23 protein-coding genes are annotated in these 25,761 nt (G+C 69.1%); 13 read left to right on the forward strand and 10 right to left on the reverse strand.

Annotation, left to right across the window (positions count from 1 at the left end):
* Positions 1 to 2: 2 nt before the first annotated feature.
* From ACXJLH_RS12095 to panB, 7 genes are all read right to left on the reverse strand, one after another.
* Positions 3 to 722: a LytR/AlgR family response regulator transcription factor gene (locus ACXJLH_RS12095; RefSeq protein WP_457444303.1), complete on the reverse strand. Its 720-nt coding sequence runs from the start codon at positions 720 to 722 to the stop codon at positions 3 to 5.
* Positions 719 to 1,759 carry a sensor histidine kinase gene (locus ACXJLH_RS12100; RefSeq protein ID WP_457444305.1) on the reverse strand — a complete coding sequence of 347 codons (1,041 nt, stop codon included), beginning with the start codon at positions 1,757 to 1,759 and terminating at the stop codon, positions 719 to 721. Before ACXJLH_RS12100 ends, ACXJLH_RS12095 begins: the two co-directional genes overlap by 4 nt.
* A gap of 19 nt (positions 1,760 to 1,778) precedes the next feature.
* Positions 1,779 to 2,675 (reverse strand): alpha/beta fold hydrolase, encoded by an 897-nt coding sequence (locus tag ACXJLH_RS12105; protein ID WP_457444307.1) that lies wholly within the window; start codon positions 2,673 to 2,675, stop codon positions 1,779 to 1,781.
* 133 nt (positions 2,676 to 2,808) lie between these two features.
* Entirely contained in the window at positions 2,809 to 3,510 is a 702-nt protein-coding gene (locus tag ACXJLH_RS12110) for a peptidylprolyl isomerase (RefSeq protein ID WP_056200835.1), read from the reverse strand.
* Between the two features lie 75 nt (positions 3,511 to 3,585).
* Complete coding sequence (locus tag ACXJLH_RS12115) at positions 3,586 to 4,230, reverse strand: peptidylprolyl isomerase (RefSeq protein ID WP_457444309.1); 645 nt, start codon at positions 4,228 to 4,230, stop codon at positions 3,586 to 3,588.
* Position 4,231: 1 nt separating this feature from the next.
* Positions 4,232 to 5,065, reverse strand: a complete 834-nt coding sequence (gene panC, locus ACXJLH_RS12120) for a pantoate--beta-alanine ligase (RefSeq protein ID WP_457444311.1) — start codon at positions 5,063 to 5,065, stop codon at positions 4,232 to 4,234.
* A 2-nt stretch (positions 5,066 to 5,067) separates the two neighbouring features.
* Positions 5,068 to 5,874, reverse strand: a complete 807-nt coding sequence (panB, locus tag ACXJLH_RS12125; protein WP_457444313.1) for a 3-methyl-2-oxobutanoate hydroxymethyltransferase — start codon at positions 5,872 to 5,874, stop codon at positions 5,068 to 5,070.
* Positions 5,875 to 6,175: 301 nt separating this feature from the next.
* Here panB and ACXJLH_RS12130 point away from each other — a divergent pair, with 301 nt between their 5' ends.
* The 5 genes from ACXJLH_RS12130 (at position 6,176) to ACXJLH_RS12150 (ending at position 11,512) form a co-directional block, all read left to right on the forward strand.
* Positions 6,176 to 7,099, forward strand: a complete 924-nt coding sequence (locus ACXJLH_RS12130; protein ID WP_457319959.1) for a hydrogen peroxide-inducible genes activator — start codon at positions 6,176 to 6,178, stop codon at positions 7,097 to 7,099.
* 68 nt (positions 7,100 to 7,167) lie between these two features.
* On the forward strand, positions 7,168 to 7,890 hold the full coding sequence (locus tag ACXJLH_RS12135) for a mobilization protein (RefSeq protein ID WP_457444315.1): 723 nt from the start codon (positions 7,168 to 7,170) through the stop codon (positions 7,888 to 7,890).
* A 140-nt stretch (positions 7,891 to 8,030) separates the two neighbouring features.
* Positions 8,031 to 10,193 carry a catalase/peroxidase HPI gene (gene katG / locus ACXJLH_RS12140; protein ID WP_457444317.1) on the forward strand — a complete coding sequence of 721 codons (2,163 nt, stop codon included), beginning with the start codon at positions 8,031 to 8,033 and terminating at the stop codon, positions 10,191 to 10,193.
* A gap of 219 nt (positions 10,194 to 10,412) precedes the next feature.
* Positions 10,413 to 10,907, forward strand: coding sequence for a Dps family protein (locus ACXJLH_RS12145; RefSeq protein ID WP_056200854.1), 495 nt, complete (start codon positions 10,413 to 10,415; stop codon positions 10,905 to 10,907).
* Positions 10,907 to 11,512 (forward strand): AraC family transcriptional regulator, encoded by a 606-nt coding sequence (locus ACXJLH_RS12150; protein ID WP_457444319.1) that lies wholly within the window; start codon positions 10,907 to 10,909, stop codon positions 11,510 to 11,512. The genes ACXJLH_RS12145 and ACXJLH_RS12150 overlap by 1 nt, the downstream gene beginning before the upstream one ends.
* Here the strand turns inward: ACXJLH_RS12150 and ACXJLH_RS12155 are convergent.
* Complete coding sequence (locus ACXJLH_RS12155; protein ID WP_457444320.1) at positions 11,487 to 12,515, reverse strand: fatty acid desaturase family protein; 1,029 nt, start codon at positions 12,513 to 12,515, stop codon at positions 11,487 to 11,489. The two genes, ACXJLH_RS12150 and ACXJLH_RS12155, sit on opposite strands and share 26 nt — an antisense overlap.
* A 206-nt stretch (positions 12,516 to 12,721) precedes the next feature.
* On the opposite strand from ACXJLH_RS12155, the gene ACXJLH_RS12160 reads away from it, so the two are divergent.
* The 4 genes from ACXJLH_RS12160 to ACXJLH_RS12175 all read left to right on the forward strand — a co-directional run bounded on the left by ACXJLH_RS12160 (position 12,722) and on the right by ACXJLH_RS12175 (position 16,709).
* Positions 12,722 to 13,294: a hypothetical protein gene (locus ACXJLH_RS12160; RefSeq protein ID WP_056200862.1), complete on the forward strand. Its 573-nt coding sequence runs from the start codon at positions 12,722 to 12,724 to the stop codon at positions 13,292 to 13,294.
* Positions 13,291 to 14,328: a sensor histidine kinase gene (locus ACXJLH_RS12165; protein ID WP_457444322.1), complete on the forward strand. Its 1,038-nt coding sequence runs from the start codon at positions 13,291 to 13,293 to the stop codon at positions 14,326 to 14,328. The genes ACXJLH_RS12160 and ACXJLH_RS12165 overlap by 4 nt, the downstream gene beginning before the upstream one ends.
* Positions 14,325 to 15,017, forward strand: coding sequence for a LytR/AlgR family response regulator transcription factor (locus ACXJLH_RS12170; RefSeq protein ID WP_056200869.1), 693 nt, complete (start codon positions 14,325 to 14,327; stop codon positions 15,015 to 15,017). The genes ACXJLH_RS12165 and ACXJLH_RS12170 overlap by 4 nt, the downstream gene beginning before the upstream one ends.
* 63 nt (positions 15,018 to 15,080) lie before the next feature.
* Complete coding sequence (locus ACXJLH_RS12175; RefSeq protein ID WP_457444324.1) at positions 15,081 to 16,709, forward strand: peptide chain release factor 3; 1,629 nt, start codon at positions 15,081 to 15,083, stop codon at positions 16,707 to 16,709.
* Positions 16,710 to 16,715: 6 nt separating this feature from the next.
* On the opposite strand, the gene ACXJLH_RS12180 is transcribed toward ACXJLH_RS12175, so the two are convergent.
* Positions 16,716 to 17,285, reverse strand: a complete 570-nt coding sequence (locus tag ACXJLH_RS12180; RefSeq protein WP_457444326.1) for a DUF3617 domain-containing protein — start codon at positions 17,283 to 17,285, stop codon at positions 16,716 to 16,718.
* A gap of 151 nt (positions 17,286 to 17,436) precedes the next feature.
* Here ACXJLH_RS12180 and ACXJLH_RS12185 point away from each other — a divergent pair, with 151 nt between their 5' ends.
* Positions 17,437 to 18,168, forward strand: coding sequence for a zf-TFIIB domain-containing protein (locus ACXJLH_RS12185; protein WP_457444328.1), 732 nt, complete (start codon positions 17,437 to 17,439; stop codon positions 18,166 to 18,168).
* Entirely contained in the window at positions 18,161 to 19,351 is a 1,191-nt protein-coding gene (locus tag ACXJLH_RS12190; RefSeq protein ID WP_457444330.1) for a tetratricopeptide repeat protein, read from the forward strand. Before ACXJLH_RS12185 ends, ACXJLH_RS12190 begins: the two co-directional genes overlap by 8 nt.
* 7 nt (positions 19,352 to 19,358) lie before the next feature.
* Here the strand turns inward: ACXJLH_RS12190 and ACXJLH_RS12195 are convergent, their stop codons facing one another.
* On the reverse strand, positions 19,359 to 19,586 hold the full coding sequence (locus tag ACXJLH_RS12195; RefSeq protein ID WP_056201345.1) for a hypothetical protein: 228 nt from the start codon (positions 19,584 to 19,586) through the stop codon (positions 19,359 to 19,361).
* 112 nt (positions 19,587 to 19,698) lie between these two features.
* Here ACXJLH_RS12195 and ACXJLH_RS12200 point away from each other — a divergent pair, with 112 nt between their 5' ends.
* Positions 19,699 to 20,793 carry a PQQ-dependent sugar dehydrogenase gene (locus tag ACXJLH_RS12200; protein WP_457444332.1) on the forward strand — a complete coding sequence of 365 codons (1,095 nt, stop codon included), beginning with the start codon at positions 19,699 to 19,701 and terminating at the stop codon, positions 20,791 to 20,793.
* Positions 20,794 to 20,900: 107 nt separating this feature from the next.
* A complete protein-coding gene (locus ACXJLH_RS12205; protein WP_457444333.1) occupies positions 20,901 to 25,010 on the forward strand; it encodes a hypothetical protein in 4,110 nt (1,369 codons plus the stop codon).
* The last annotated feature ends 751 nt before the right edge of the window (positions 25,011 to 25,761 follow it).

Consider the following 25,761-nt stretch of genomic DNA (forward strand, 5'->3'; position numbering starts at 1 on the left):
GGTCAGAGTTCCAGCTTCTCGCGCAGCAACTTGGCCTGCCGCCTCGACACCTCGACCTGATGCCCATCGCGCAGCGTGACGCGATAGCCGTCGTTGCTCCAGGGCTGGATGCCCTGGATCCAGCGCAGGTTGATCAGATGACTGCGGCTGGCGCGGAAGAAGAGCTGAGGGTCGAGTTTTTCCTCCAGGCTGGTGAGAGTGCGGTTGATCAGAGGGCGCTGACCGTCGAACCAGGCCTGGGCGTAGTTGCCGCAGGCCTCGAAGCCGGCCACTTCGCCCAGGCGCACGAACCAGCAGCGCTCGCCATCGCGCAGGAAGACCATGTCGTCGACGCCCTTGAGCGTTGTCGCCGGTGCCGCGACGGGCGCGGGACGCAGGCGATCGCGGGCCTTGGCAAGCGCCGCTTCCAGACGGTCAGCGGCTATGGGCTTGAGCAAATAGTCCAGTGCATTGCGCTCGAAGGCGGCCAGCGCATGCTGGTCATAGGCCGTCGTGAAGACGACGAGCGGCATGTGTTCGAGTTGGTCGAGCAGGTCGAAGCCGGTGGCGCCGGGCAGTTCCACGTCGAGCAGCAGCAGCTCCGGTTGCAGCGTGTCGATGGCCTCGCGCGCCGGCGCCAGCTCGGCGGCCTCGCCGACGATGTCGGCATCGGGGATGGCCGCCAGCAGCGTGCGCAGCTCCTGGCGGGCCAGGCGCGAGTCCTCGACGATGTAGATCCTCATGCGTTCAGTTCCACGGTGACGTTGACGCGGCCGTCGGCCGCCGCGATGCGGCAGCCCGCGCCGTCGCCGCCAGCGCGCGCGAGGCGCTCGCGCAGGTTGGCCAGGCCCAGGCCGGTACTGTCCGTCGACCCTGGCTTCCATTGGCCTGGGTTGTCGACGGCAATGTTCAGCTTGCCGCCGTCGCGCCCGATATGGATGTCCACGACACCACCACCGGCCGTGCGCGCGATGCCATGCTTGATCGCGTTCTCCACCAGCAACTGCAGCAGCATGGGCGGCACGCTGGCGCCCGCCGTGGCCGGGTCGACCTGCCAGTCCACGCGCAGCCTCTCCTCATGATGCAGCTGCTCCAGCGCGATGTAGTCGCGCACGACGGCCAGCTCGTCGGCCAGCGGCACGCGTTCCTTGGCGCTGTGCTGCAGCGTGTGGCGCAGCGTGTTGGACAGGCGGCTCAGCATCTCGCGGGCACGAGTCGGGTCCTCGTTGATGAGGGCACGCAGGTTGTTCAGCGCGTTGAACAGAAAGTGGGGATTGATCTGGGCGCGCAGCACCTGCAGCTCCAACTCGCGCGCGGCGGCCTCGGCCTGCCATTTGGCGACCTCGCCGACACGCCAGCGGTGCAGCATCTGCAGGCCCATCCAGACGGCCATCCACAGCCACAGCATGATGGTGGTGTTGACCGTGTAGCTCAGCAGCACCAGCCAGCCTTGCGGCACATTGGGTGGGAAGTGCAGCAGGCCGAGCGAGATCCCGGCCCAGTTGATGGCGAAGAGCACGACCTGCACTGCCAGGGCGAACAGCGGCGGCAACAGGGCCAGGCGCAGCAGCAGGGCGGGTGGCGAACGGTCCAGCCAGGCGCGGCGCAGGGCCAGGGCGCGCAAGCCCTCGCTGGCCGCCCACAAGCCGCCACCGACGCAGCCCATCACAAAGACGAAGGAGGCGTTGAGCGGCTGGAAGCTCGACACCATCGCGAGCGAGATGGCCACATAGCCGCCCCACAGCAGCGCCTGCACCCCCATCCGCTTGCGCGTGTCCATGCCCCTCAGCCCTCTCGATTTACTTGCCGGCGGCCAGGAAGCCCTTGACCTCGCCAACCAGCCAGTCGGCATCGTCCCACATGAGGAAGTGATAGCCGCGCTGGCTCATGGACACCTTGGCGCCGTTCAGGCCGGCGTACTGCGCCTCGAAGATCTTCTTCGTGCTCTCCAGCGTCGAGCCCATGGGCTCGTAGGCCGCCCAGGCGCCGAGCACCAGCGTCGGTGCAGTGATGCGGGGCAGCAGCGGACGCAAGTCCTCGCCCCACAGTTCGGACATGGCCTGAGCCGTTGTCGCACGGTCGCTGGCCAGGCCCCAACCGACGATGCGCTCGGCGTTGGCCGGGTTGCGGCTCATGCCGCCCGCGCCCTGGCGGGTGCCGGCCTCCCATTGCTCCTTGGAGCCGGCCAGCATCTGCTGGCGCATGCCAGCCGCCATGCCGCGCGCAGCTTCGGGCGTCATGCCCCGCAGGCCGGCCAGGAAGGGCAGGGAGTCGACGATGACGAGGCGCTCGATGCGGCCGGGCTTCTCCGCCGCCATCTGCAGGGCCAGCACGCCGCCCAGGCTGTGGCCCATCACGACAGGTCGGTCGAGCTTGCGGTCGTCCAGGTAGGCCAACAGGCGGTCGCGCATGCCGGCCAGGAAGTTGTCCGTCACCACCGCAGGCGCGCCGGCAAAGCCGGGCAGCTGCACGATGTGGCATTGCACGCCGGGCTGCAGGGCAGCGCAGGTCTCCGTCCAGGTGCTGGCCGCGCTGTTCAGGCCAGGGATCATGACGACCGGCCGGCCCTGACCGACCAGGTCCACGCGCAAGTCACGGAATTCGGTCGTCGCGGCCTGGGTGTTGCTCACCCAAAGGGCGGTGGCGATGCCCACGGCGGCGCCGAACAGGCCGATCCACGAGGTCTTGCGGGTCATGGCGTCTTCTCCATCAAGGTTGTGATGGAGGCATGTTGGCCATGTCCAGGCCGGGCTGCCCGGGCCCGATGACGAACGGCAAGCCGCGCTGACGAATGGCGAGCCGCCAGGACGGACGGGCCTACTTCAGACCTTACTTCAACCTTTGGGCCCAGTAGACCAGCACCTCGGTGCGCGGCTCGATGTCGGTCGAGCTGTAGGTGTAGGTCGGCACGACGTTGATCGCGTCCAGCGTATTGAGGCCGGAAATGATGCGGCCGAAGACGGCATAGCCCGGGTTGGCAGCGCTCTGGTAATCCAGGCTGGTGTTGTCCTTCACGTTGAAGAAGAACTGGCTGGTCGCCGAGTCCGCGTCGCTGCGGCGGGCCATGGCGATGGTGCCGCGCAGGTTGGACAGGTCGTTGTTGCTTTCCAGCTTGATCGGCGCATACAGCGGCGTCTTGGTGACCATGCCGCTTGTGTAGCCACCGCCTTGGACGACGAAGTCGCGGTCGACGCGGTGGATCAGCGTGCTCGTGTAGAAGCCCGCCGAGACGTATTTGTAGAAGTTGGCCACCGTCAGCGGCGCGTAGGTGTCGTAGAGCTCAACGACAATCTCGCCGCTGCTGGTCAGCATGCAGACCGTGCCCCATTGGCTCGCGGCGGACGCGGCCAGGCCTGCGGGGCTGCATGACTGCGTGGGCGGATTCGGGTTGGGATTGGGGCGCGGGTATTGGGTGCCGCCCCCACCGCCTCCGCCTCCGCCGCCCACTTCGATCTCGACACCGCCGCCGCAGGCGCTGAACAGGGTGGCCGAGCCGGTGACCAGCAACAAGGTGGCGAGACGTTTGAACATGGCAGGACACCCGCGAGGTGAAGGGGCCTGCCTAACGAAGCGGCCCGCCGTCTGGACGACAGCGGACGCAGCTTGTTACGGAATCACCTTGGCATCGGTGATGGTGATGTCGACGAGCGGCACGTCCGAGGCATTGGTGTTGACCGCACGGATCTTGTCCACGATGTCCATGCCCGCCGTCACCTGGCCGAACACGGCATAGCCAGGGTTGGCGGCACTGGCGTAGTTCAGGCTCGTGTTGTCCACGGTGTTGATGTAGAACTGGCTGGTGGCGCTGTCGGGCACCGAGGTGCGGGCCATGGCCAGCGTGCCGCGCAGGTTGGACAGGCCGTTCTGGCTTTCCAGCTTGATGGCCGCGTAGGTCGGCGTCTTGTCCCGCAGGCCGTCCGGCCCGCGCGTGACACCGCCGCCCTGGATGACGAAATCCCTGATGACGCGGTGGAAGACCGTGCCCTTGTAGAAGCCGTCGTTCACATACTTCAGGAAGTTGTCCACGCTGATGGGCGCGTGGTTGTGGTCCAGGCCCAGCTCGATGTCGCCCATGGAGGTCGTGATCTTGACCTTGTGCGTGACGGTCAGGGTGACCGGCGTCGAGGGCGGCGGCGGGGTGACAGGGTCACCGCTGCTGCCGCCACCACCACCGCAGGCGGCCAAGGTCAGCACAAGGGAAGTGGCGGCCAGGGCCAGCAGCGGGCGGCGGCGCAGTCGAATCTTTGTCATTTCAAGTTTCAAGGTTATCGATCAAACGGGTGCTGCCTAGTTTCGCAGCTCCTAACGCGACCAGCGGCTGACCTTGCACCGCTGGCCCAAGATCGTGCTGCCGGCGCAGCGTCAGATAGTCTGGCGCCCAGCCCGCATCGCGCAGCGACTGCAGCGCCTGGGCTTCCATCCCGTCCAAGTCGCGCTCTCCGGCGTGCCAGCGGGCGATCAGCTCTTTCAGCGTTCGGGACAGCCGCAGCGCCTCGGTCTTCTCGGCCTCGCTCAGGTAGCCGTTGCGCGAAGACAGCGCCAGGCCTTGCTCGCTGCGGCGCGTCTCGCCACCGTGGATCTCGATGGGCAGGGCCATCTGCGCCGTCATGCGGCGCAGCACCATCAGCTGCTGGTAGTCCTTCTTGCCGAACACCGCCAGCGTCGGCTGCACGATGTTGAAGAGCTTGTGCACGACGGTGCAAACCCCCGTGAAGAAGCCGGGGCGGAAATGGCCTTCGAGGATGTCGGCCAGTTCGGTCGGTGGCTGCACCTTGTAGCCCTGCGGCTCGGGGTAGAGCTCCTTCTCCGACGGCGCGAAAACGATGTCGCAGCCCGCGCCTTCGAGCAGCGCGCAGTCGCGCTCCAGCGTGCGCGGGTAAGTGTCGAAATCCTCGTGTGGCGCGAACTGCAGCCGGTTGACGAAGATGCTGGCGACGACGGCGCCCGCCGGGCCGACCAGCTCGCGCGCCTGTCTGACGAGCTGCAAGTGGCCGTCGTGCAGGTTGCCCATCGTCGGCACGAAGCCCCGCTGGCGGTGGATGGCGAGGGCATCGCGAAGCTCAGCGATGGTGCGGATGACTTGCATCGTCAGAACCCGTGAATCTCGTTCACCGGGAAGGTCCTGGCCTTCACCTCGTCCACATAGCCTTTCACGGCGGCCAGCACCGAGTCCTTGCCGGCCATGAAGTCCTTGACGAAGCGCGGCTTCCTGCCCGGCGTGATGTTGAGCATGTCGTGCAGCACCAGCACCTGGCCCGAGGTGCCCACACCCGCGCCGATGCCGATGACGGGCACCGGGGACTCGGCGGTGATCTCGGCGGCCAGGGTGGCCGGCACCATCTCGTAGAGCAGCATGGCCGCGCCCGCGTCCACCAGTTCCCGCGACTCGCGCTTCATGCGCGCCGCGCCGGCCTCGTCGCGGCCCTGGACCTTGAAGCCGCCTAAAGCGTTCACCGTCTGCGGCGTGAAGCCCAGGTGAGCGCAGACCGGGATGCCGCGCTCGCTGATGAAGCGCACGGTCTCGGCCGTCCAGCCGCCGCCCTCGAGCTTGACCATATGGGCACCGGCTTTCACCAAGGCCGCAGCGCTTTTCCAGGCCTCTTCCTTGCTGACGTGATAGCTGTCGAAAGGCAGGTCGGCAATGATCCAGGCCCACTTGTGGCCGCGCGACACGCAGAACGTGTGATAGACCATGTCCTCCAGGCTGACCGGCGCCGTGGAGCCGCGGCCCTGCAGCACATTGCCCAGGGAATCGCCGATCAGCAGGATGTCGACACCGGCTTCATCGAGCAGGCTGGCGAAGGCCGCGTCGTAGCAGGTCAGCATGGCGATCTTCTCGCCGCTGGCATGCATCTGCGCCAGGCGCGGCAAGGTCATGGGCTTGCGGTCAATCATGGCCACCTCTCAGTGAAAACCCTGGGGCCACCCCCGAGGCGGCCGCAGTGTAGCGTTCGGGCCTTGCTCCGGTGGCTGAGCATGGCCGAGGGACTGGCGAGGCGGGCCGCTGGGTAGGCGCGACGACGAATGTGGGCTTGTGCCCACGAGGCGGAGCAACACCCCCAGCGGCTCGAAGCGCCAGACCAGCGGCCATGCAGCGCTTCGGATCGGAGTGGTGAGCGCCGACAAAGACATGAGGTTTTGATGTGACAAGCATTTCGAGCAATGGCGAGCGGTCAGCTGCCGGGGCAAGGCCTGTATGACCCTCACAGAGTTGCGCTACATCGTCGCCGTCGCCCGCGAGCGGCATTTCGGCCGCGCGGCCGAGGCCTGCCACGTGTCGCAGCCGACGCTGTCGGTGGCCATCAAGAAGCTGGAAGAAGAGCTGGACCTGAAGATCTTCGAGCGCGGCGGCAACGAGGTGTCGGTCACGCTGCTGGGCGACGAGATCGTGCGCCAGGCGCAGTCGGTGCTGGACCAGGCCGGCGCCATCAAGGAGATCGCCAAGCGCGGCAAGGACCCGCTGGCCGGTGCACTGCGCCTCGGGATCATCTACACCATCGGCCCCTATCTGCTGCCCGAGCTGGTCAAGCACACCATCGAGCTCTACCCGCAGATGCCGCTGATGCTGCAGGAGAACTTCACGGTGAAGCTGCTGGAGATGCTGCGCACCGGCGAGCTGGACTGCGCCATCATGGCCGAGCCCTTCCCCGAGGCGGGCCTGGCCACGGCCCAGCTCTATGACGAGCCCTTTGTCGTCGCGCTGCCGGCCGTGCACCCGCTGGCCACGCGCGAGGCCATCAGCGCCGAGGAACTCAAGCGCGAGACCATGCTGCTGCTGGGCACCGGCCACTGCTTTCGCGACCACGTGTTGGAGGTCTGCCCCGAGTTCGCGCGCTTCTCCAGCGATGCCGAGGGCATACGGCGCAGCTTCGAGGGCTCGTCGCTGGAGACGATCAAGCACATGGTGGCCTCGGGCATGGGCGTGACCGTCGTGCCCGCACTCAGCGTGCCGCGTGAGCCGAGCCGGCACCTGCGCTTCGTGCCGTTCAGTGAGCCCATTCCGACGCGCCGCGTCGTGCTCGCCTGGCGGCGCAGCTTCACGCGCTACGAGGCCATTGCGGCGCTGCGCAATGCCATCTACGCCTGCCAGCTGGACGGGGTCACCCGGCTGTCGCAGTGACGGCCTGATACAGCCATGCTGCGCCGCACAATGTTCTACTGCGCATCATCTTCACATCCGCCTTCACCATGAGCACCCCTCCCGCTGACACCACGGCTGGCGCCATCCATTTCGTTGGCGGTGAAAAGGGCGGCGTCGGCAAGTCGCTGCTGTCGCGCCTGCTGGCGCAATACATGATCGACCGCGGCATCCCCTTCACCGGCTTCGACACCGACCGCTCCCACGGCGCGCTGCTGCGCTTTTATGCCGACTACGCCTCACCGGCGCTGGTGGACAACTTCGAGGCGTTGGACGCCATCGTCGAAAGCGCCCTGGCCGAGCCGGGCCGGCGCGTGCTGGTGGACCTGGCTGCGCAGACGCACGAGCCGCTGGCGCGCTGGATGGATGAGTCCGGTGTGCTGGAGCTGGCGGCCGAGGCCGGCGTGGCTGTGCACTATTGGCATGTGATGGACGCCGGGCGCGACTCGGTGGACCTGCTGGCCCGTCTGCTCGACCGCTTCGGCGACCGGCTGCGCTATGTGCTGGTGCTCAACCAGCTGCGCGGCGACGACTTCTCGCAGCTGGAGCGCTCCGGCCAGCTCGCCCGCGCTGAAGGGCTGGGCGCCCGCACCATGCCGCTCAAGCATCTGCAGGACGCCGTGCTGCGCAAGATCGACGCGGCGGACGCGAGCTTCTGGTCGGCCCGAACCGCGTCCAGCGGCGAAGGCGCCAAGCTGGGCCTGCTGGAGCGCCAGCGCCTGCGCGTGTGGCTGGCGCTGGTGGAGAGCGAGCTGGCGCGGCTGGGCGTTTAGGGCGAGACGGTGCAACATCGGGCGCCGCCCGCGCGGCGCTTGATGATGATTTTGGCTATTGGTAGATTAGTTCTATTCAAATCCAAAACTCAATAGTCATCATTAAGCTTCGGTCTCCCCCCAAGACACCAGGAGCTGACATGAGCGACCCGACCTCCAAGAGCGAAGGCAAGTGCCCCTTCCACCACGCCGCCGGCAGCGGCACGACGAACCGGGACTGGTGGCCCAACCAGCTGCGCGTCGACCTGCTGAACCAGCATTCGAGCAAGTCCGACCCGCTCGGCGACGGGTTCAACTACGCCGAGGCCTTCGCCAAGCTCGACTACCCGGCGCTCAAGGCCGACCTCGTCAAGCTGATGACCGACAGCCAGGACTGGTGGCCGGCCGACTTCGGCCACTACGGCCCGCAGATGATCCGCATGGCCTGGCACGCGGCCGGCACCTACCGCACCACCGACGGCCGCGGCGGCGGCGGGCGCGGCCAGCAGCGCTTCGCGCCGCTGAACTCCTGGCCCGACAACGTCAACATCGACAAGAGTCGCCGCCTGCTGTGGCCCATCAAGCAGAAATACGGCCAGGCCATCTCCTGGGCCGACCTCTTCATCCTGGCCGGCAATGTGGCGCTGGAGTCGATGGGCTTTCGCACGCTGGGCTTCGCCGGCGGCCGCGCGGACGTCTGGGAACCCGACATGGACGTGGCCTGGGGCGCCGAGACCAAGTGGCTGGCCGATGACAAGCGCTTCGAGGGCGACCGCAACCTCGTCGCCAGCGTCGGCGCGACCCACATGGGCCTGATCTATGTGAACCCCGAGGGGCCCAACGCCAGCGGCGACTACCTGGCCGCGGCCAAGGACATCCGCGCCACCTTCGGCCGCATGGCCATGGACGACGAGGAGACCGTCGCGCTGATCGCCGGCGGCCACACCTTCGGCAAGGCCCATGGCGCGGCACCCGAGCACCACAAGGGCCTTGAGCCCGAGGGTGCCGGCATCGAGTCCCAGGGCCTGGGCTGGACCAGCGGCTTCGGCGGCGGCCATGGCAAGGACACCATCTCCAGCGGCCTGGAAGTCACCTGGACCCAGACCCCCGCGCAGTGGAGCAACCACTTCTTCGACAACCTGTTCAAGTACGAGTGGGAGGCCACCACCTCGCCGGCCGGCGCCAAGCAATGGGTGGCCAAGAACGCGCCCGAGGACATCCCCGACGCTCACGTCCCGGGCAAGTTCCACAAGCCCACCATGCTGACGACCGACCTGACGCTGCGCTTCGACCCCGAGTTCGGCAAGATCTCCCAGCGCTTCCGCGACGACCCGCAGGCCTTCGCCAACGCCTTCGCCCGCGCCTGGTTCAAGCTGACCCACCGCGACATGGGCCCCAAGGCGCGCTACCTCGGCCCCGAGGTGCCGCAGGAAGACCTGATCTGGCAGGACCCGCTGCCCGCGCCCAGCCATCACCCCACCCCCGGCGACATCGCCGACCTGAAGGCCAGGATCGCCGCCTCGGGCCTGTCCGTCGCTGACCTCGTCGCCGTCGCCTGGGCGTCGGCCTCGACCTTCCGCGGTGGCGACAAGCGCGGCGGCGCCAACGGCGCCCGCCTGGCACTCGCACCGCAGAAGGACTGGGCCGTCAACGCAGCCGCCGTGAAGGCACTGCCCAAGCTGGCCGAGATCCAGAAGGCCTCGGGCAAGGCGTCACTCGCCGACGTCATCGTGCTGGCCGGCGCCGTCGGCATCGAGCAGGCCGCCAAGGCCGCGGGTGTGGCGGTGGACGCGCCCTTCACGCCGGGCCGTGTCGATGCCACCCAGGAACAAACCGACGTCGAATCCTTCGCCGTGCTCGAACCCCTGGCCGACGGTTTCCGCAACTACAGCAAGGGCAATCTGGGCGCATCCACCGAAGCCCTGCTGATCGACCGCGCCCAGTTGCTGACGCTGACCGCGCCCGAGCTGACCGCGCTGGTTGGGGGCCTGCGCGTGCTCGGTAGCAATGCCGACGGCGGCAGTCATGGCGTGCTGACCGACAAGCCCGGCACGCTGAGCAACGACTTCTTCGTCAACCTGCTCGACATGGGCACGGTCTGGAAGCCGACGGACGCCAGCGCCGAGATTTTCGAAGGCCGCGACCGCAAGAGCGGTGCCGTCAAGTACACCGGCACGCGCGCCGACCTCATCTTCGGCAGCAACTCCGTGCTGCGCGCCTATGCCGAGGTCTATGCCAGCGCCGACGGCAGGGCCAGGTTCGTCAAGGACTTTGTCGCCGCCTGGACCAAGGTCATGGAACTGGACCGCTTTGACATCCAGTGAGCCCCTCGTCCAGCCCCGCATCGCTGAACGCGAGCGTGGCTGACCGGTCCCCCGCGGGGACGGCGATGCTCGCGGCATCGAGCCGCAAGCACATCGCCCAAGGCGGGCCGGCTTGGGAGCGGCCCTGCGCTCGGCCCGCAAGCTGACGTCACGACCCCGTTGACCCCGGGGTGGGCCGAATCCGTTAGGCTCACCCCGTACCGTTTTGGAGCCCCCCGCATGGCCAAGAAGTCCGCCGCCCCGTCCATCAGCATCGGCATCAGCGAGAAAGACCGCGCCGCAGTCGCCGCCGGCCTGTCCAAGCTGCTGGCCGAGACCTACACGCTCTACCTGACGACGCACAACTTCCACTGGAACGTCACGGGCCCGATGTTCAACAGCCTGCATGCGATGTTCATGGCCCAGTACACCGAGCTGTGGAATGCGGTCGACCCCATCGCCGAGCGCATCCGCTCTCTGGGCTTCCCGGCGCCCGGCAGCTATGCCCAGTTCGCCAAGCTCAGCGGCCTGCCCGACGCGCCCGCCACGCCGCCCAAGGCCATGAAGATGGTCGAGGTGCTGATGCAGGGCCACGAGGCCGTCGCCCGCACGGCGCGCGCGCTGTTCCCGCTGGTCGACAAGGCCAGTGATGAGCCGAGCGCCGACCTGCTGACGCAGCGACTGACAGTGCACGAGCAAACCGCATGGATGCTCCGGAGCCTGCTGGAGGAGTGATGAAAGTCGCCGTCCTCACATTCGACGGCTTCAACGAGCTCGACAGCTTCATCGCGCTGGGCCTGATCAACCGGCTCTTTGCCCAGGGCTGGTCGGCCGCCATCACCAGCCCGAGCGCGCAGGTGACGTCGATGAACGGCGTGGTCGTCACGGCCCAGCAGCCGCTGGAGTTCGCCAACGAGGCCGACGTCGTGCTGTTTGGCAGCGGCATCCACACCCGCGCCATCGCCAACGACAGCGCGCTGCTGGACCGGCTGCAGCTCGACCCGGTGCGCCAGCTCATCGGCGGCCAGTGCTCGGGCACGCTGCTGATGGCCCGCCTCGGGCTGCTGGCGGACATGCCTGCCTGCACCGACTCGACCACCAAGCCCTGGGTCGTCGAGGCCGGCGTGCGCGTCGTCGAGGAGCCCTTTCATGCCCGCGGCCCCATCGCCACGGCCGGCGGCTGCCTGGCCTCGCAATACCTGGCCGCGTGGGTCATGGCCTCGCGCGCCGGGCTGGACGCCGCGCGCAGCGCGTTGCATTACGCAGCGCCGGTCGGCGAGAAGGACGCCTACGTGGAGCGCCTGATCGGCGTCGTCAAACCTTTCCTGCCGCAGGCCTGACCGCCCGCGTCGCCTGCCGCAGTCGGCCGATGCCCTCGGCGACGGAGCCCACCCTCACCTGGTGGTATTCAGAGTCGGCCGGCAGCTGCTCCATCAGCCGGCGGTTGGCCGTCGGCAGCGCGTGATAGGGCAGGTAGGGCGCCACGTGGTGCAGCGCGTGGAAGCGCAGGCCCACGGGGCAGAGCAGCACCGAGATCGGGCCGTTGGAGTCGACGTTCAGCGAGTCCAGCAACTGGCCGCGCGCATCGCGGCCTTCAAGCTCCTCGACGTAGAGATGCGTGCCGCCCATCGCGCGGATGGTGTTCAGCGTCGCAATCAGCACGACGAGCAGCGCCCAGGCCGCCACCCACACCCAGCCCGCAAAGACGCCGATGGCCACCAGCGCCCAGCCCCAGGCGCAGCACCACCACTCGACCGCCATCGCCTCGGCGCGGGCGCTTTCCTTGATGGCCGGCGCACGAAACGGCATACGCAGGGCCATGTGGACGAACTCCGGGATCATCTTTTCGCGGATGGGCGGCAGCACGGCGGCCAACGGCGTCAGGACGGCGAAGCGCACCCACAGCGCCAGCGGCAGCGCGAAGTTCAGCGCAAACAGCTTGGCGCTGGCCAGGCCGGCGCGACCCTGGAACTGGTCGTACTCGCCGTCCTCACGGGTGCCATAGGTCGCCTTGTTGTGGTGGCCCTGGTGGATGGGCAGATAGAGCATGAAGGGGATGAGCAGCGGCACGCCGGAGACCGCATGCCAGGTCAGGCGAAAAGCCTTCATGCCCTGCTGGTGGAAGATCTCGTGGATGAAGGCCAGCGTGCGGTAGAGCAGCAGCACCGCCGCGACGAAGGCGAGCGTGCGCAGCAGCGGCACCCCCGGCAGCACGGCGACGACCAAGGCCACCCATCCCACGGCGGCGCAAAGCAGCAGGTCGGCGAAGTAATGCGCCTGGTTGGGCTCGCGCAGGTCGGCCACCAGCTCCTGCACCCGCTTCATGTCAACCTGTTTATCCATCGTGCTCTCGTCTTGCAAAACCCGCCCACGATAATTCAGCGGCAATCCGTGCTCCATGTTTTCCGGACGAGCGGTATCCGTTGATGTCGACTTTTGACGCCTTGCCGCGCGCCCGGCGACCGTTCGCCCCCTTTGCCCGGCGAGTCGGGCCTCACCCACCTAGTCTGCGTGCGGACCGATTCGTGTCCGTCACGGGAGATTGATTGATGAAAGCCTCAGCCATCGTTGCCGCCATCGGGGTGGGCGTGCTCGCCACGGCCCTTGCCAAGCCCACAGGCCTGCCTTCGGGTTGGCTGCAGACCGGCAGCGCCAAGACCTGCGAAGGCTCGGTGGTGCCGGCCAACGGCGCGCCTAGCGCCAAGGTCTTCAACATCGAGTGCAAGCCAGACACCGAGGGCTTCTCGACACTGATGCAGCAGATCGGCAGCGCCGACTATGCCGGCAAGCGTGTGCGCCTGACCGCCCAGGTCCACGGCGACCAGATCGCTGCGTGGGCCGGCCTGTGGATGCGCGCCGACAGCGGCCAGCGGCCCGGCACCGCGTTCGACAACATGAACGACCGGCCGCTGCGCGGCAGCTTCGGCTGGCAGACCGCGCAGGTCGTACTGGACATTCCCGCCGACGCAACGACGCTGAGCTTCGGCTTCCTGCTGGAAGGCACCGGCCAGTTGCAGGCCACGCAGTTCCAGCTGGACGTCGTGCCCGCCAGCACGCCGACGACCGGCCAGGGCCCCATCCAGGTGTTGCCGCGCCAGGCCGGCAACCTGACCCCGCCTTGAACCGCACCGCGCGCACGCTGGGCGGCGAGCTGGCCCAGGCCCTGAGAGAGGAAAGGCTGGGCTGGCAACGGCCCGGCCCGCTGCTGGCCGGCGTCGCGCTGTTTGCACTGGCGGCGCCCTGGTTGCGCGATCACGGCGCCTGGGCGCTGTCCCTGGGCTTGTGGCTGGGCCACGCCATCACCGATGGCCTGTGCGGCCTGGTTGCCCGGCGGATGCGGCCCGAGCACCACGGCGCCTTGCCTGGCCTGCTGTTCCTGGCCCTGCTGCTGGGCGCGATGTCCGGTTGGTCCGCCGAGCAGGGCCTGACGCGCGAGCTGCTGAGCGGCAATGACCGCATCACCCGTGCCTGGCTGCACTTCAGCTTCTGCGCCCTGCTGCTGGGCCTGCCGCTGCTGCAAGGCCTGCGCCGCCAACGCGCCGTGCAGCGCGTGGAACAGGAGCGCGCCCGGTTGCGCGCCGAGCTGCAGATGCTGCAGGCGCAGATCGAGCCGCACTTCCTGTTCAACACGCTGGCCACGCTGCGCAGCTTCGTGCGCCAGGGCTCGGAGCGCGCGCTGCCCCTGCTGGACGCCGTCAGCGGCCTGCTGGAGACCACGTTGGAGCGGGTGCGCCAGGCCGAGGACTCGACGCTGGGCCAGGAGTGCCAGATCGTCGAGCACTACCTGGCCATCATGGCACTGCGGCTGGGCGAGCGGCTGAGCTACCGCGTCGAGGTCGACCCCGAGCTGCACGACCTGCCCCTGCCACCGCTGATGCTGCAGCCGCTGGTGGAGAACGCCATCCAGCACGGTATCGAGCCCAGCGAGAGCGGCGGGCAGGTGCTGTTGCAAGCCGAACGGGCCGACGGGCAGTTGCGGCTCAAGGTCATCAACAACGGTTGCGCGCTGACGGCAGACGCGACCGCAGGCCACGGCCTGGCCCTGGTCAACCTGCGCCAGCGCCTGCAAGCCCTGCACGGCGACCTCGCCGGCCTGAGCCTCGCCACCAACGCTGACGGCCTGACCGAGGCCACGCTCATCCTGCCGATGCCATGACGACTGCGCTGATCGCCGACGACGAACCCCAGCTGCTTGAAGAGCTGCAGCAACTGCTGGGAGAGGCCTGGCCCGAGCTGGAGATCGTCGCCCAGGCCCGCAACGGCACCGAGGCGCGCCGGCTGCTGGACGAGCTGCGCCCCGACATCGCCTTCCTCGACATCCGCATGCCCGGCATCGACGGCCTCGGCCTGGCCCAGCTCGCGCCGCCGGCCACCCGCCTGGTCTTCGTCACGGCGCATGCCGAGCACGCGCTGGCTGCCTTCGAGCGCGCGGCGGTGGACTACCTGCACAAGCCCGTCACGCCCGCCCGGCTGGCGGCCACGGTACAGCGACTGCAGGCCGCTCAACCCCAGCGGTCGGATCTGCGCTTCCTGCAGGCCTGGACCGGCAACACGATGAAGCTGCTGGACGTGGACCACCTCGCCGCGCTGCGCTCGGAGCTGCGCCACACGCGGGCGCTGAGCCAGGGCGGTGAACAGCTGCTGCTGCGCACCTCGTTGGGCGAGCTGCAAAAGGAGCTGGACCCGCAACTTTTCTGGCAGATCCACCGTGGTTCGGTGGTCAACGCGCGGGCCATCGAGCGCATCGAGCGGCGCGACGACGGCGAGCTGTGGGTGCACCTGCGCGGGCTGGCCCAGGCGCTGCCTGTGAGCCGTGCGCACCGGGGGCGGTTCAAGGGCATGTAGCTGGGGAGGGTCTCAAGCAAGAGGCCCACGGATAATCCCGGGCTAGCCTGCTTCCAGAACTCCATGTCCGAAACCACCGCCAGCCGCATCGAGACGGAAGTCCGCCGCCGCCGCACCTTCGCCATCATCAGCCACCCCGACGCCGGCAAGACCACGCTGACGGAGAAGCTGCTGCTGTTCTCCGGCGCCATCCAGATCGCCGGGTCGGTGAAGGCGCGCAAGGCCACGCGGCATGCGACGTCGGACTGGATGGAGATCGAAAAGCAGCGCGGCATCTCGGTGGCGTCGTCCGTCATGCAGATGGAGTACCGCGACTGCGTCATCAACCTGCTGGACACCCCGGGCCACCAGGACTTCTCCGAGGACACCTACCGCGTACTGACGGCCGTGGACGCGGCGCTGATGGTCATCGACGCCGCCAACGGCGTGGAGCCGCAGACCCGCCGCCTGCTGCAGGTCTGCCGCGCCCGCAACACGCCCATCCTGACCTTCGTCAACAAGATGGACCGCGAGGTGAAAGACCCGCTGGCGCTGATGGACGAGATCGAGGCCGAACTGGGCATGACGGTCGTGCCGTTCACCTGGCCGGTCGGCATGGGCAAGCAGTTCCATGGCGTGATGGACCTGCGCCAGCAACGCATGCGCGTGTTCGCCCCGGGCGAGGACCGCGCCGCGGGCACCGAGGAAGTGCTGGAAGGCCTGGACAACCCCGGCTATGCCGAGCGCTTCGGCATGCAGTACGACCAGGCCAAGGGCGAGATCGAGCTGGTGCGCGAGGCCGCGCCGGAGTTCAACCGCGACGACTTCCTGACCGGCAAGCAGACGCCGATGTTCTTCGGCTCGGCCGTCAACAACTTCGGCGTGCAGGAGGTGCTGGACGCCCTCGTTGAGCTGGCCCCCGCACCGGACTCGCGCGTCGCCATGCAGCGCACGGTGCAGCCCGATGAGCCCAAGTTCACCGGCGTGGTGTTCAAGATCCAGGCCAATATGGACCCGGCCCACCGCGACCGCATCGCCTTCCTGCGCGTGGCCTCGGGTCACTTCGAGCGCGGCATGCGGCTCAAGGTCGTGCGCTCGGGCAAGGAGCTGCGGCCCAACACCGTCGTGTCGTTCCTGAGCCAGCGCCGCGAGTTGCTCGACGAGGCCTTTGCGGGCGACATCATCGGCATCCCCAACCACGGCGTGCTGCAGCTGGGCGACACCATCACCGAAGGCGAGGCGCTGCAGTACACCGGCCTGCCCTTCTTCGCGCCGGAAATGTTCCGCGCCGTCGAAGTGGCTGACCCATTGAAGACCAAGCAGTTGCGCGCCGGCCTGACCCAGCTCGGCGAAGAGGGCGCCATCCAGGTCTTCCGCCCCATTGCCGGCAGCGTGCTGCTGCTTGGCGCCGTCGGCCAGCTGCAGTTCGAAGTCGTCGCCCACCGGCTGGAACACGAGTACGGCTGCAAGGCCCGCATCATGCCGAGCCGCTTCCAGGTGGCACGCTGGGTGACCTGCGACGACCCGGCGGAGCTGAAGCGCTTCATCGACGCCAACGATCACCGCATGGCCTATGACGCGGTCGACGCGCCCACGGTGCTGGTGGAGTACGCCCCCGAGCTGCGCGCCATCGAGAGCAACTGGCCCAAGATCAAGTTCCACGCACTGCGCGAGCACGCGGGGCTGGTGTTCCAGCAAAGGCTGGACGGCTGAGGCTCGTCAGCAGGACGAGCCCAGCCAGCGCCCGGTGGACAGCATGCGCTGGTCCACCTCCTCGGTGCCCACCGCATTGCCGTTGCGGCCATCGACCGCATTACCCCGACCCTTGAGTTCGATGCGGTAGCTGCTCGGGCCATAGGTGGCCGCGAAGCTGCCCTGCGTCAGCCCGCCGCCGCCGGTGCGGCAGACGTATTTGCCCGTCGCCTCGCTGGTGTTCATCTTGGTGGCGCTCAGCTCGCATTTCCAGGGACCGCTGCCACTGAGCGCCGACTCCAGATAGGCGGCCAGGTCGATCTTCGCTTGCTGCGGACTCAGGCAGGCCTGCTTTTCAGCCACCTGCTGGCGGTCCATCTCCGCCTTCTGCGCATCGGTCAGACGGCTGCGCAGCTTGGCCCGCAGCGTCTGCACCCCGGGCTTGATGGATTGGCCGTTGATCCAGATCTCGCTTTCGGACGTCCACAGGCCGGGATTGACCTCGAGGATGGGCGCAGCGCCGCAGGCGCCCGCGAACAGGGTGAGGGACAACGCGGCCGGCAGGACGCTGAGACGGATCGGACGAAGCTGGGACATGGATGTCGGCCGGGAGGCTAGCAAAAGGCGCGCATTGCAGCAGTTCGAGCGAGACGGCGACATCCCTCGGTTGCAAGTCACGCTGCGGCCGCGTCAGTGACGCCAGCTCAGGCACCAAAATGCGCCAGCGGCAATCCCACTCACTTCAACGATGCCTACGCCCTCATCCCGCCCCTGCCCCTCCTGCAACGACGCCATGCAGGTGCATGAGCTGCCCGGCCAGTACGACAGCCGGGTGGAGATCGACTTCTGCTTCGGCTGCCAGGGCATCTGGTTCGACAGCATGGAGAACCTCAAGCTGGCGCCCGCCGCGGTGGCCACGATGTTCAAGGAGATGCATCGGCACCGCGACGCGCCGCATGCGCCGCTCGCCGGCCGGCTGCGCTGCCCCCAATGCCGTGGCGGCCTCGCACAAGGCTTCGACGTCGTGCGCAGCGGCCGCTTCATCACCCACCGCTGCGAGAACCGCCACGGCCGCTTCAGCAGCTTCTCGTCCTTCATGATCGAGAAGGGCTTCGTGCGCCAGCTCACCAAGCCCGAGATCGCCGACATCGCCAAAAAGGTTGGCGTCATCAATTGCAGCAACTGCGGCGCGCCGGTGGACCTGCGCAAGGAAGACAGTTGTTCGCACTGCCGCTCGGCGCTGTCGCTGCTGGACCCGGAGGCCGTGGAGAAGGCGTTGCAGAACTACGCCAAGGCGCCATCCGCTCATGCTGCGCCCGCAACCGCTGTGGCAGACGCCCTGGTCGCGATGACGCGCGAGCGCTCGCGCACGGGGCGCCTCGACGTCTGGCCGGCCGACGCCAGGCTCACCGGCGCAGGTCTGGCGGTGGATCTGTTCGCTGTGGGCCTCACCCTCGTCAGCAGCTTGTGGGATGACTGAAGGACGACGGATGCCCAGCGACTTCGACAAGGGCCTGGCCCTGCACCAGCAAGGGCGGCTCACCGAGGCCGAGCTGCTGTACCGCCGCGTGCTGCGCACGGCACCGAGGCATTTCGACGCGCTGCACTTGCTGGGCGTCATTTGCGGCCAGACCGACCGCTTCGACGAGGCGCTGGACCTGCTGCACCGCGCCCTGGCCCAGCGCCCCGGCAGCGCGCCGGCGCTGAACAACCTGGGCAACACCCTGGGCAGCCTGGGCCGCCACCAGGAGGCCGTGCAGGCCTTCGAGCGCGCACTGGCGGTGCGTCCTGAAGACGCCAAGGCGCTGCGCAACCGCGGCACCAGCCTGCGCGCGCTGGAGCGGCCCGTCGACGCGCTGGCCAGCTTCGACGCCGCCCTGGCCCTGCAGCCCAGCTACCCTGAGGCGCTGATCGGCCGCGCCGAATGCCTGTTGACCCTGCACCGCCGCTCGCAAGCCATCGAAGCCTTCCAGCAGGCCCTGCCCCTGGGCAAGGACGTCGACCAGATCCGCTATGCCCTGGCCGCTCTCGGCATCGAACCCGCGCCGCCCACGGCGCCCGCCGGCTATGTCGAGGCCTTGTTCGACATGTATGCCCACAACTTCGACGACCACCTCGTCAAGACCCTCGGCTACCGCACACCCGAGTTGCTGGTCGCGGAACTGCAGCGCGCCGATCCACCCAGCGGTGGCGAGGTCATCGACCTCGGCTGCGGCACCGGCCTGTGCGGGCCGCTGCTGCGCCCGGTGAGCCGAAGGCTGACCGGCGTGGACCTGTCCGGCCTGATGCTGGCAAAGGCGCGCGAGCTGGGCCTGTATGACGAACTGGTGCAGGGCGACATCGTCGCGGCGCTGCAGGGGCCGCCGCAGCGCTTCGACATCGCCATTGCCGCCGACGTGTTCGTCTACATCGGCGACCTGGAAGCTGTGTTCGCCGCCACCGCGGCCGCGCTGCGCGCGGGCGGGTTGTTCGCCTTTTCGGTCGAGGCTTGCGAAAGCGGTGACTTCGCCCTCGGCACCAAGCGGCGCTACGCCCATTCGCTGCCCTATCTGCAGCGCCTGGCTGCCGCCCATGGCTTCACCGTCGAATCATCGACACGTTGCGCCATCCGCAAGGAAAGCGACGAAGCCGTCGATGGGCTGCTGGTCGTGATGCGCCGCTGAACCCGGCTCACCGCAGCTTCTTGGCGTAGTTGTCGCGCACGTGCTGGCTGATGTAGGTCGACAGCCCGCGGCCGGCAAGGGCCAGCCGCTTCATGTCCGACACGACCTCGCGCCCCGGGTGCTCCACGTCGTAGACATAGATCGAGCCGTTGGTGAACTGCACGGCAATGCCCGCCGGGCCAGTGGCAAAGGCCACCACGCCCGAGTCACCCTCGCGGTTGGCATAGCGCTGCATCTTCACGGTGGAGGACTGGCAAGCAGCGTGCCGGCGGGGCATGCCATTCATGGGCTGCGAGGCGAGCGGGGCGCTGCGATGATGTGCTTTTCCTTCCAGCCCCACAGAGCCGATGAGCAAGCGCCTTGTCCCCCTTGTTGCGGCCCTGAGCTGCACCCTCGCCCAGGCCGCCCCAGAACTCGAAACCGTCGTCGAAGGCCTCAAGACCCCCTGGGCGGTCGCCTTCCTGCCCGGCGGCCAGCTCCTGATCACCGAGCGTGACGGTGCGATGCGAACGGCCCAACCCGGCGGCAAGCCCAGCGCCCCCATCGCGGGCGTGCCGGCTGTGGACGCCGTCGGCCAGGGCGGCCTGCTGGACGTGCAGCTGGACAGCGACTTCGCCCGCAACCGCACGATCTACTTCTGCTACGCCGAACCCGGCGCCGACAGGAAGACCAACAGCACGGCCCTGGCGCGCGCGCGCCTCAGCGAAGACGCCAAGCGCCTCACCGACGTCAAGGTCATCTTCAGCCAGAAGCCCAAGGTCGAGAGCAAACATCACTTCGGCTGCCGCATCGCCGAGGCGCCGGACGGCAAGCTCTTCCTGAGCCTGGGCGAGCGCTTCAGCGGCATGCAGAGCGCGCAAACGCTGGACAACCACCTCGGCAAGATCGTGCGCCTGGGCAAGGACGGCAGCGTGCCGGCCGACAACCCCTTCGTGAACACGCCCGGCGCCCTGCCGGAGATCTGGAGCTATGGCCACCGCAACTCGCAGGGCCTGACGCTGGACGCGCAAGGCCGGCTGTGGGAACACGAGCATGGCCCGCAAGGAGGCGACGAGCTCAACCTCATCACGCCCAAGCTCAACTACGGCTGGCCCGTCATCACCTACGGCGAGAACTACGGCGGCGGCAAGATCGGCGACGGCATCGCCGCCAAGGCCGGCATGGAGCAGCCCATCGTGAAGTGGGTGCCGTCCATCGCGCCCGCCGGCCTCGTGCGGCTCAAGAGCGCCAAGTACGGCCCGGCCTGGCAGAACAGCTTCTTCATCGGCTCGCTGAAGTTCGGCCACCTGGAACGCGTGAAGCTCGATGCCGACAACCGGCCCGCCGAGCAGGAACGCCTCTTCCCCGACGCCGGCCGCATGCGCGACGTGCGCGAGGGGCCGGACGGGCTGCTCTATCTGGTGCTGGAAGCACACGGCCGCATCGTGCGGGTGAAGCCCTGAGCCGCGCCCGCAACCAGGCCATGATGCTGCGGCCAAGGCCTCGCACACCCTAGGTCGAACACACCGGTACTTCTGCGAGCATGCGGCCCTGAACCCAGGGAGGGCTCATGCCGCCGAATGCTCCGTTCGCACGTTCGATCCGCGCCGCGCTGCTGGCGCTCGCCGCCATCTCGGCCCAGGCCGCCCCGCTCACCACCGCCGAGCTGCCCGCCACCGCGCGCGACTGGCTGCCCTGGGCCCAGCAAGGCCAGCCGCCACTGGGCTGCCCGACACCCATGGATGTCGCCGAGCCGGCCGTCTGCGTATGGCCGGGCCGGCTGCAGCTCGGTGCCGGGCCGCGTGACGCGACCTTCAGGCTGGAGGTGCGGGTCTTCGGCGCTCCGGCGCGCGTGGCCCTGCCCGGTGAGGCCGGCGCGTGGCCGCAAGACGTGAAGGCCGGCGGCACGGCGCTGGCCGTCGTCGAGGCCGACGAGCACCCCGCCGTCTGGCTGGCGCCGGGCGTGCATGTCGTCGAAGGCCGCATCGCCTGGACGGAGATGCCGCAGAACCTCGCCGTGCCGGCCGGCCTGGCGGCCATCGTCGTGACCAGCGATGGCGCCACGCAGGCCCGCGCGCCGGACGGCGAAGGGCGGCTGTGGCTGCGCGCCGTCGCCAGCCCGGCCGAGGCCAGCGACAGCGTCAGCGTGCAGACCACGCGTCTCGTCGACGACGACCTGCCGCTGACGGTGACGACCGTCTTCGAGCTGCGCGTGGCCGGCCGTGCCCGCGCCGTGGAGCTGCCGCTGGCCCTGCTGCCGGGACTGCGCGCCATGCAGTTGGACAGCCCGTTGCCGGCTCGCCTGGCGGAGGACGGCCGCCTCGTCGTGCAGGCGCGGCCCGGCAACTGGCATGTCGAGTTGCGCGCGCGGCTGAGCGCGCCGGTGCAGGCGCTGACGCTGCCCGGCACGGCAGCGGACGAAGAGGTCTGGGTCGTCAAGGCCCAACCCGCGCTGCGGCTGATCCGCCCCGAAGGCCCGGCCAGCGTGGACCCGCGCCAGGTCGAGATGCCCGAGGCCTGGCGCGCGCTGCCGGCCTTTCGCTTGAAGCCCGGCGAGACGCTGAAGCTGACCGAGCTGCAGCGCGGCAACACCAAGCCCGCGCCCGACACGCTGACGCTGGCGCGCCGGCTGTGGCTGGACTTCGACGGCCGCGGCCTGACGGCCAGCGACAGGTTCGAGGGCCAGCTGTCGGCCAGTTCGCGCCTGGCCATGCCCGCGCCCGGCCAGCTCGGCCGCGCGGCGCTGGGCGGGCAGGACCAGCCCATCACCCGCCTGGCCGCCGACGGCCCCGCCGGCTTCGAGGTGCGCCAGCGCAACGCCCGCATCGAAGCCGACAGCCGCTGGCCGCGCAACGGCGCCCTGCCCGCCAGCGGCTGGAGCGCGAGCGTGGACAGCCTGAGCGCCACGCTGCAGCTGCCGCCCGGCTGGCGCCTGCTGCACGCGCAAGGCCCCAGCCGCGCCGACGGTGCCTGGGTGTCGATGTGGACGCTGTGGGATTTCTTCTTCGTGCTGCTGGCGGCGCTGGCCGCCTACCGGCTGCTGGGCTGGCGCACGGGCCTGCTGCTGGGCGCGGCGCTTGCGCTGACCTGGCACACGCCCGGCAGCCCGCCGGCGGCGCTGTGGTTCGGCCTGCTGGCGCTGACGGCGCTGGCGCGCGTGCTGCCGGCGGGGCGGGCGCGGGCCGCGTTCGCGCGTGGCCGATTGGCGGTGGCCGCCATGCTGGCGCTGGTGTTGCTGGTGTTCGCGGTGGCCGAGCTGCGCCAGGCAATCTATCCGAGCCTGGAGCACAACGGCATGGCCTGGGGCATGGCCAAGGAGGTGGCAGCACCAAGCGAGGTGCAGATCATCGAGGAGAAGGTGGTGCCGCCGCCCGAATTCCAGGTGGCCGCCCCTGCGCCGCCTGATCGAAGAATGCCCGCTGCCGAACAGCGGCTGGAGTCCGTCGTCGTCTCGGGCGGCAAGGTCCGCAAGGACGCGTACGCCAGCAGCGACCTCAGCCGCGTCGACCCCGGCGCGCGCGTGCAGACCGGCCCTGGCCTGCCGACCTGGAGCTGGCGCGCCCATCGGCTCAGCTGGAGCGGCCCTGTCACGCCCGAGGAGACGCTGAATCTGTGGCTGCTGCCGCCCTGGGCGACGGCGCTGCTCAAGCTCGCCGGCGTGGCGCTGCTCGCGCTGGCGCTGGCCGGCGTGGCGGGCTGGAAGCTGCCGCGCCTGCCGTCCTTGCAGCGGGCCGGCGGTGTGGCGGCCGCAGCCCTGTTGCTGGCGCTGGCGCTAGCGCCCCAACCGAGCGAAGCCCAGGCTTCTACCTCGGCACCGTGGCCCAGCGACGAGCAGCTGCAGGCGCTGCGCGGCAAGCTCGCCGCGCCGCCCGACTGCCTGCCGCGCTGCGCCGAGCTGGCGCGGTTGCTCATCAGTGCGTCGGGCTCGGCTGTGCAGCTGCGCGCCGAGATCCACGCGCTGGCGCTGGTGGCCGTGCCGCTGCCCGGCCAGGGCACGGGCTGGCAGCCGGGCAGCGTGCTGCTGGACGGCCAGCCCGCCGCAACGCGACGCGACGACGAGGGCCGCCTGCTGATCGCCGTGCCGGCCGGCGTGCACCAGGTCCTGCTCGCCGCCGACGTCGGCAGCGCCAGCGGCCTGGACATCGCGCTGCCGCTGCCGCCGCGCACGCTGCAGACCGAACTCAAGGGCTGGACGCTGGCGGGCCTGGACCCGAATGGCCAGAGCACGGGCGCGATCACGCTGAGCCGCGAGGCCGTGGCCGGCAGCCGGCGTGCCGAGGACGCCGGCACCCAGCGCGACGCGCTGCCGCCGCTGGTACGCGTGGACCGTCGCCTGGCGCTGGGCCTGCGCTGGCAGGTGCACACGCGCATCGAGCGCCTGGCCGCGAGCCGGGCACCGCTGCGCGTGCGCTGGGCGCTGCTGCCGGGCGAGGCGGTCAGTGACGCACGCGTGACGGTGGACGGCGGCGTGGCCAGCCTGCAGCTCGGCGGCGAGGACACCGTCGAGGTGGCCAGCAGCCTGCCACCGGGCGACGCGCTGACGCTGGTGGCAGGCAAGGAGCCTCACCAGGTCGAGCGCTGGACGCTGGCCGCATCGGCCCAGTGGCACGTGGACGCCAGCGGCCTGCCGGCGACGGCGCTGCAGCAGGGCGGCGACTGGCTGCCCGAGTGGCGGCCCTGGCCCGGCGAGACGCTGAAGCTGGCTATCGCCAAGCCCGCCGGCGTGGGCGGCCAGACGCTGACGCTGGACGATGTGCGCACCACCATCAAGCCCGGCGAGCGCAGCAGCGATGTGGAGCTGTCGATGCGCCTGCGCACCAGCCTCGGCGGCACGCACGCGCTGAAGCTGCCGGCCGGCGCCGAACTGCTGGACGTGCAGATCAACGGCCAGAAGCTGGCCCTGCAGCCACGCGACAGCGTGCTCAGCCTGCCGCTGACGCCGGGCCCGCAGATTGTCGACATCCACTGGCGCGAGCCCGCCGGCATGGGGGTGCTGTGGCGCCACGAGGGCCTCGCCCTGGGCCTGCCCGGCGTCAATGACGCGCTGACATTGCACGTACCCGAGGACCGCATCGTGCTCGCCGTGGGCGGCCCGCTGATCGGGCCGGCCGTGCTGATCTGGGGCGCCCTCGGCGTCGTCCTCGTGCTGGCCTGGCTGGCGCCGCGCGGCCTGCCGGGGCTGATGGGCCGGCCGGCCTGGGTAGTGCTGGCGCTGGGCGTGGCGCCGGTGTCGCTGAGCGCGCTGGCCGTACTGGCCGGCTGGTTCGGCGCGCTGGAGGCCCGCCGCCGCTGGGGCCAGCTCGGCCGGCGCGGCATGCGCATCGCCGTACAGGTCCTGCTCGTGCTGTTGACGCTGGCGGCCGTGGGCGCGCTGCTGGAGGTGCTGCGCACCGGCCTGCTGGGCTACCCGGAGCTACTCGTCGCCGGGCCGGGGTCGAGCAGCACGCTGCTGAACTGGACGAGCGACCGTTTCACCGAGCACACGGCCGGCGCGTGGGTACTGAGTGCGCCGGTCTGGCTCTACCGCGCGGCCATGCTGGCCTGGGCGCTGTGGCTGGCCGTGTCGCTGCTGCGTTGGGTGGGCTGGGCCTGGGCCGCGTTCAGCGTGGGTGGGGCGTGGCCGGCGAAGGTGGCGAAGGCCGAGGCGAGCGAGGAGAAGGGAGTGAAGGGGAGCGAGTAAGTGGGAAAGGTCGGCTTGCGGCCAGGGGCGGTCACCGGTGTGTGGCTGCTATGCGGCAGCCACCATGGTCGCTCGGCAGGGCTTGGTTGGCGGGTCGCTGTCCGGGAATTTCCACCGTTGCGCCAGGATTGAGCGGCTGGCAGAGTCGTGTCGATGGATGCCGCTTTTCACATCAATTTAATGGAGCTGATTTCCGGACGTGCCGGAAAACTTCTCTTTACTGCACAAGGACTTACCGTGGCTGTCACCGACTTGGTTAAGCAGCAGCCAGCGGAGTTATGCAGCACAACGTGCTGGATAAACTAGTAGTTAGGCATCGAAGTCGCATGTCAAAGTTCAAGCACCATTCGGCATTTCCAAAGGCAAAGCAAATCCAGGGCTTCCGCTTTCCGCACGTCTGCTTCAGTTGCCGCAAGTCATTCAAGCTTCCGATGCAGAGTGCCGCTCGTCTGTGTCCGCAATGTCGGAGCCCAATGACCCGACTAAGCCGAAAGTTTGCTGCTCCAAAGGCATCAGATCTTCAGCAATGGGAGAAGGTGCGCTATCTCGTTGAGAACGGCTTCCTCTTCTATTCGGTACAGGAAATGACCTCCCCGAACGCGTCCAAGCGCGCTCAGTACCCGCGAACGTTGGCCGAAGCCAAGCACTTCGTCGAGCGGTTTCGCTCGCAAGCTACTCGGCCGCAGCCGACGCCTAACCCTGTGCTGCAGCGGACGGCTTCGCCGCCCGCTGAGCGTTGACGTTAGGCCGA

The organism is Roseateles sp. P5_E4, from assembly GCF_054049255.1.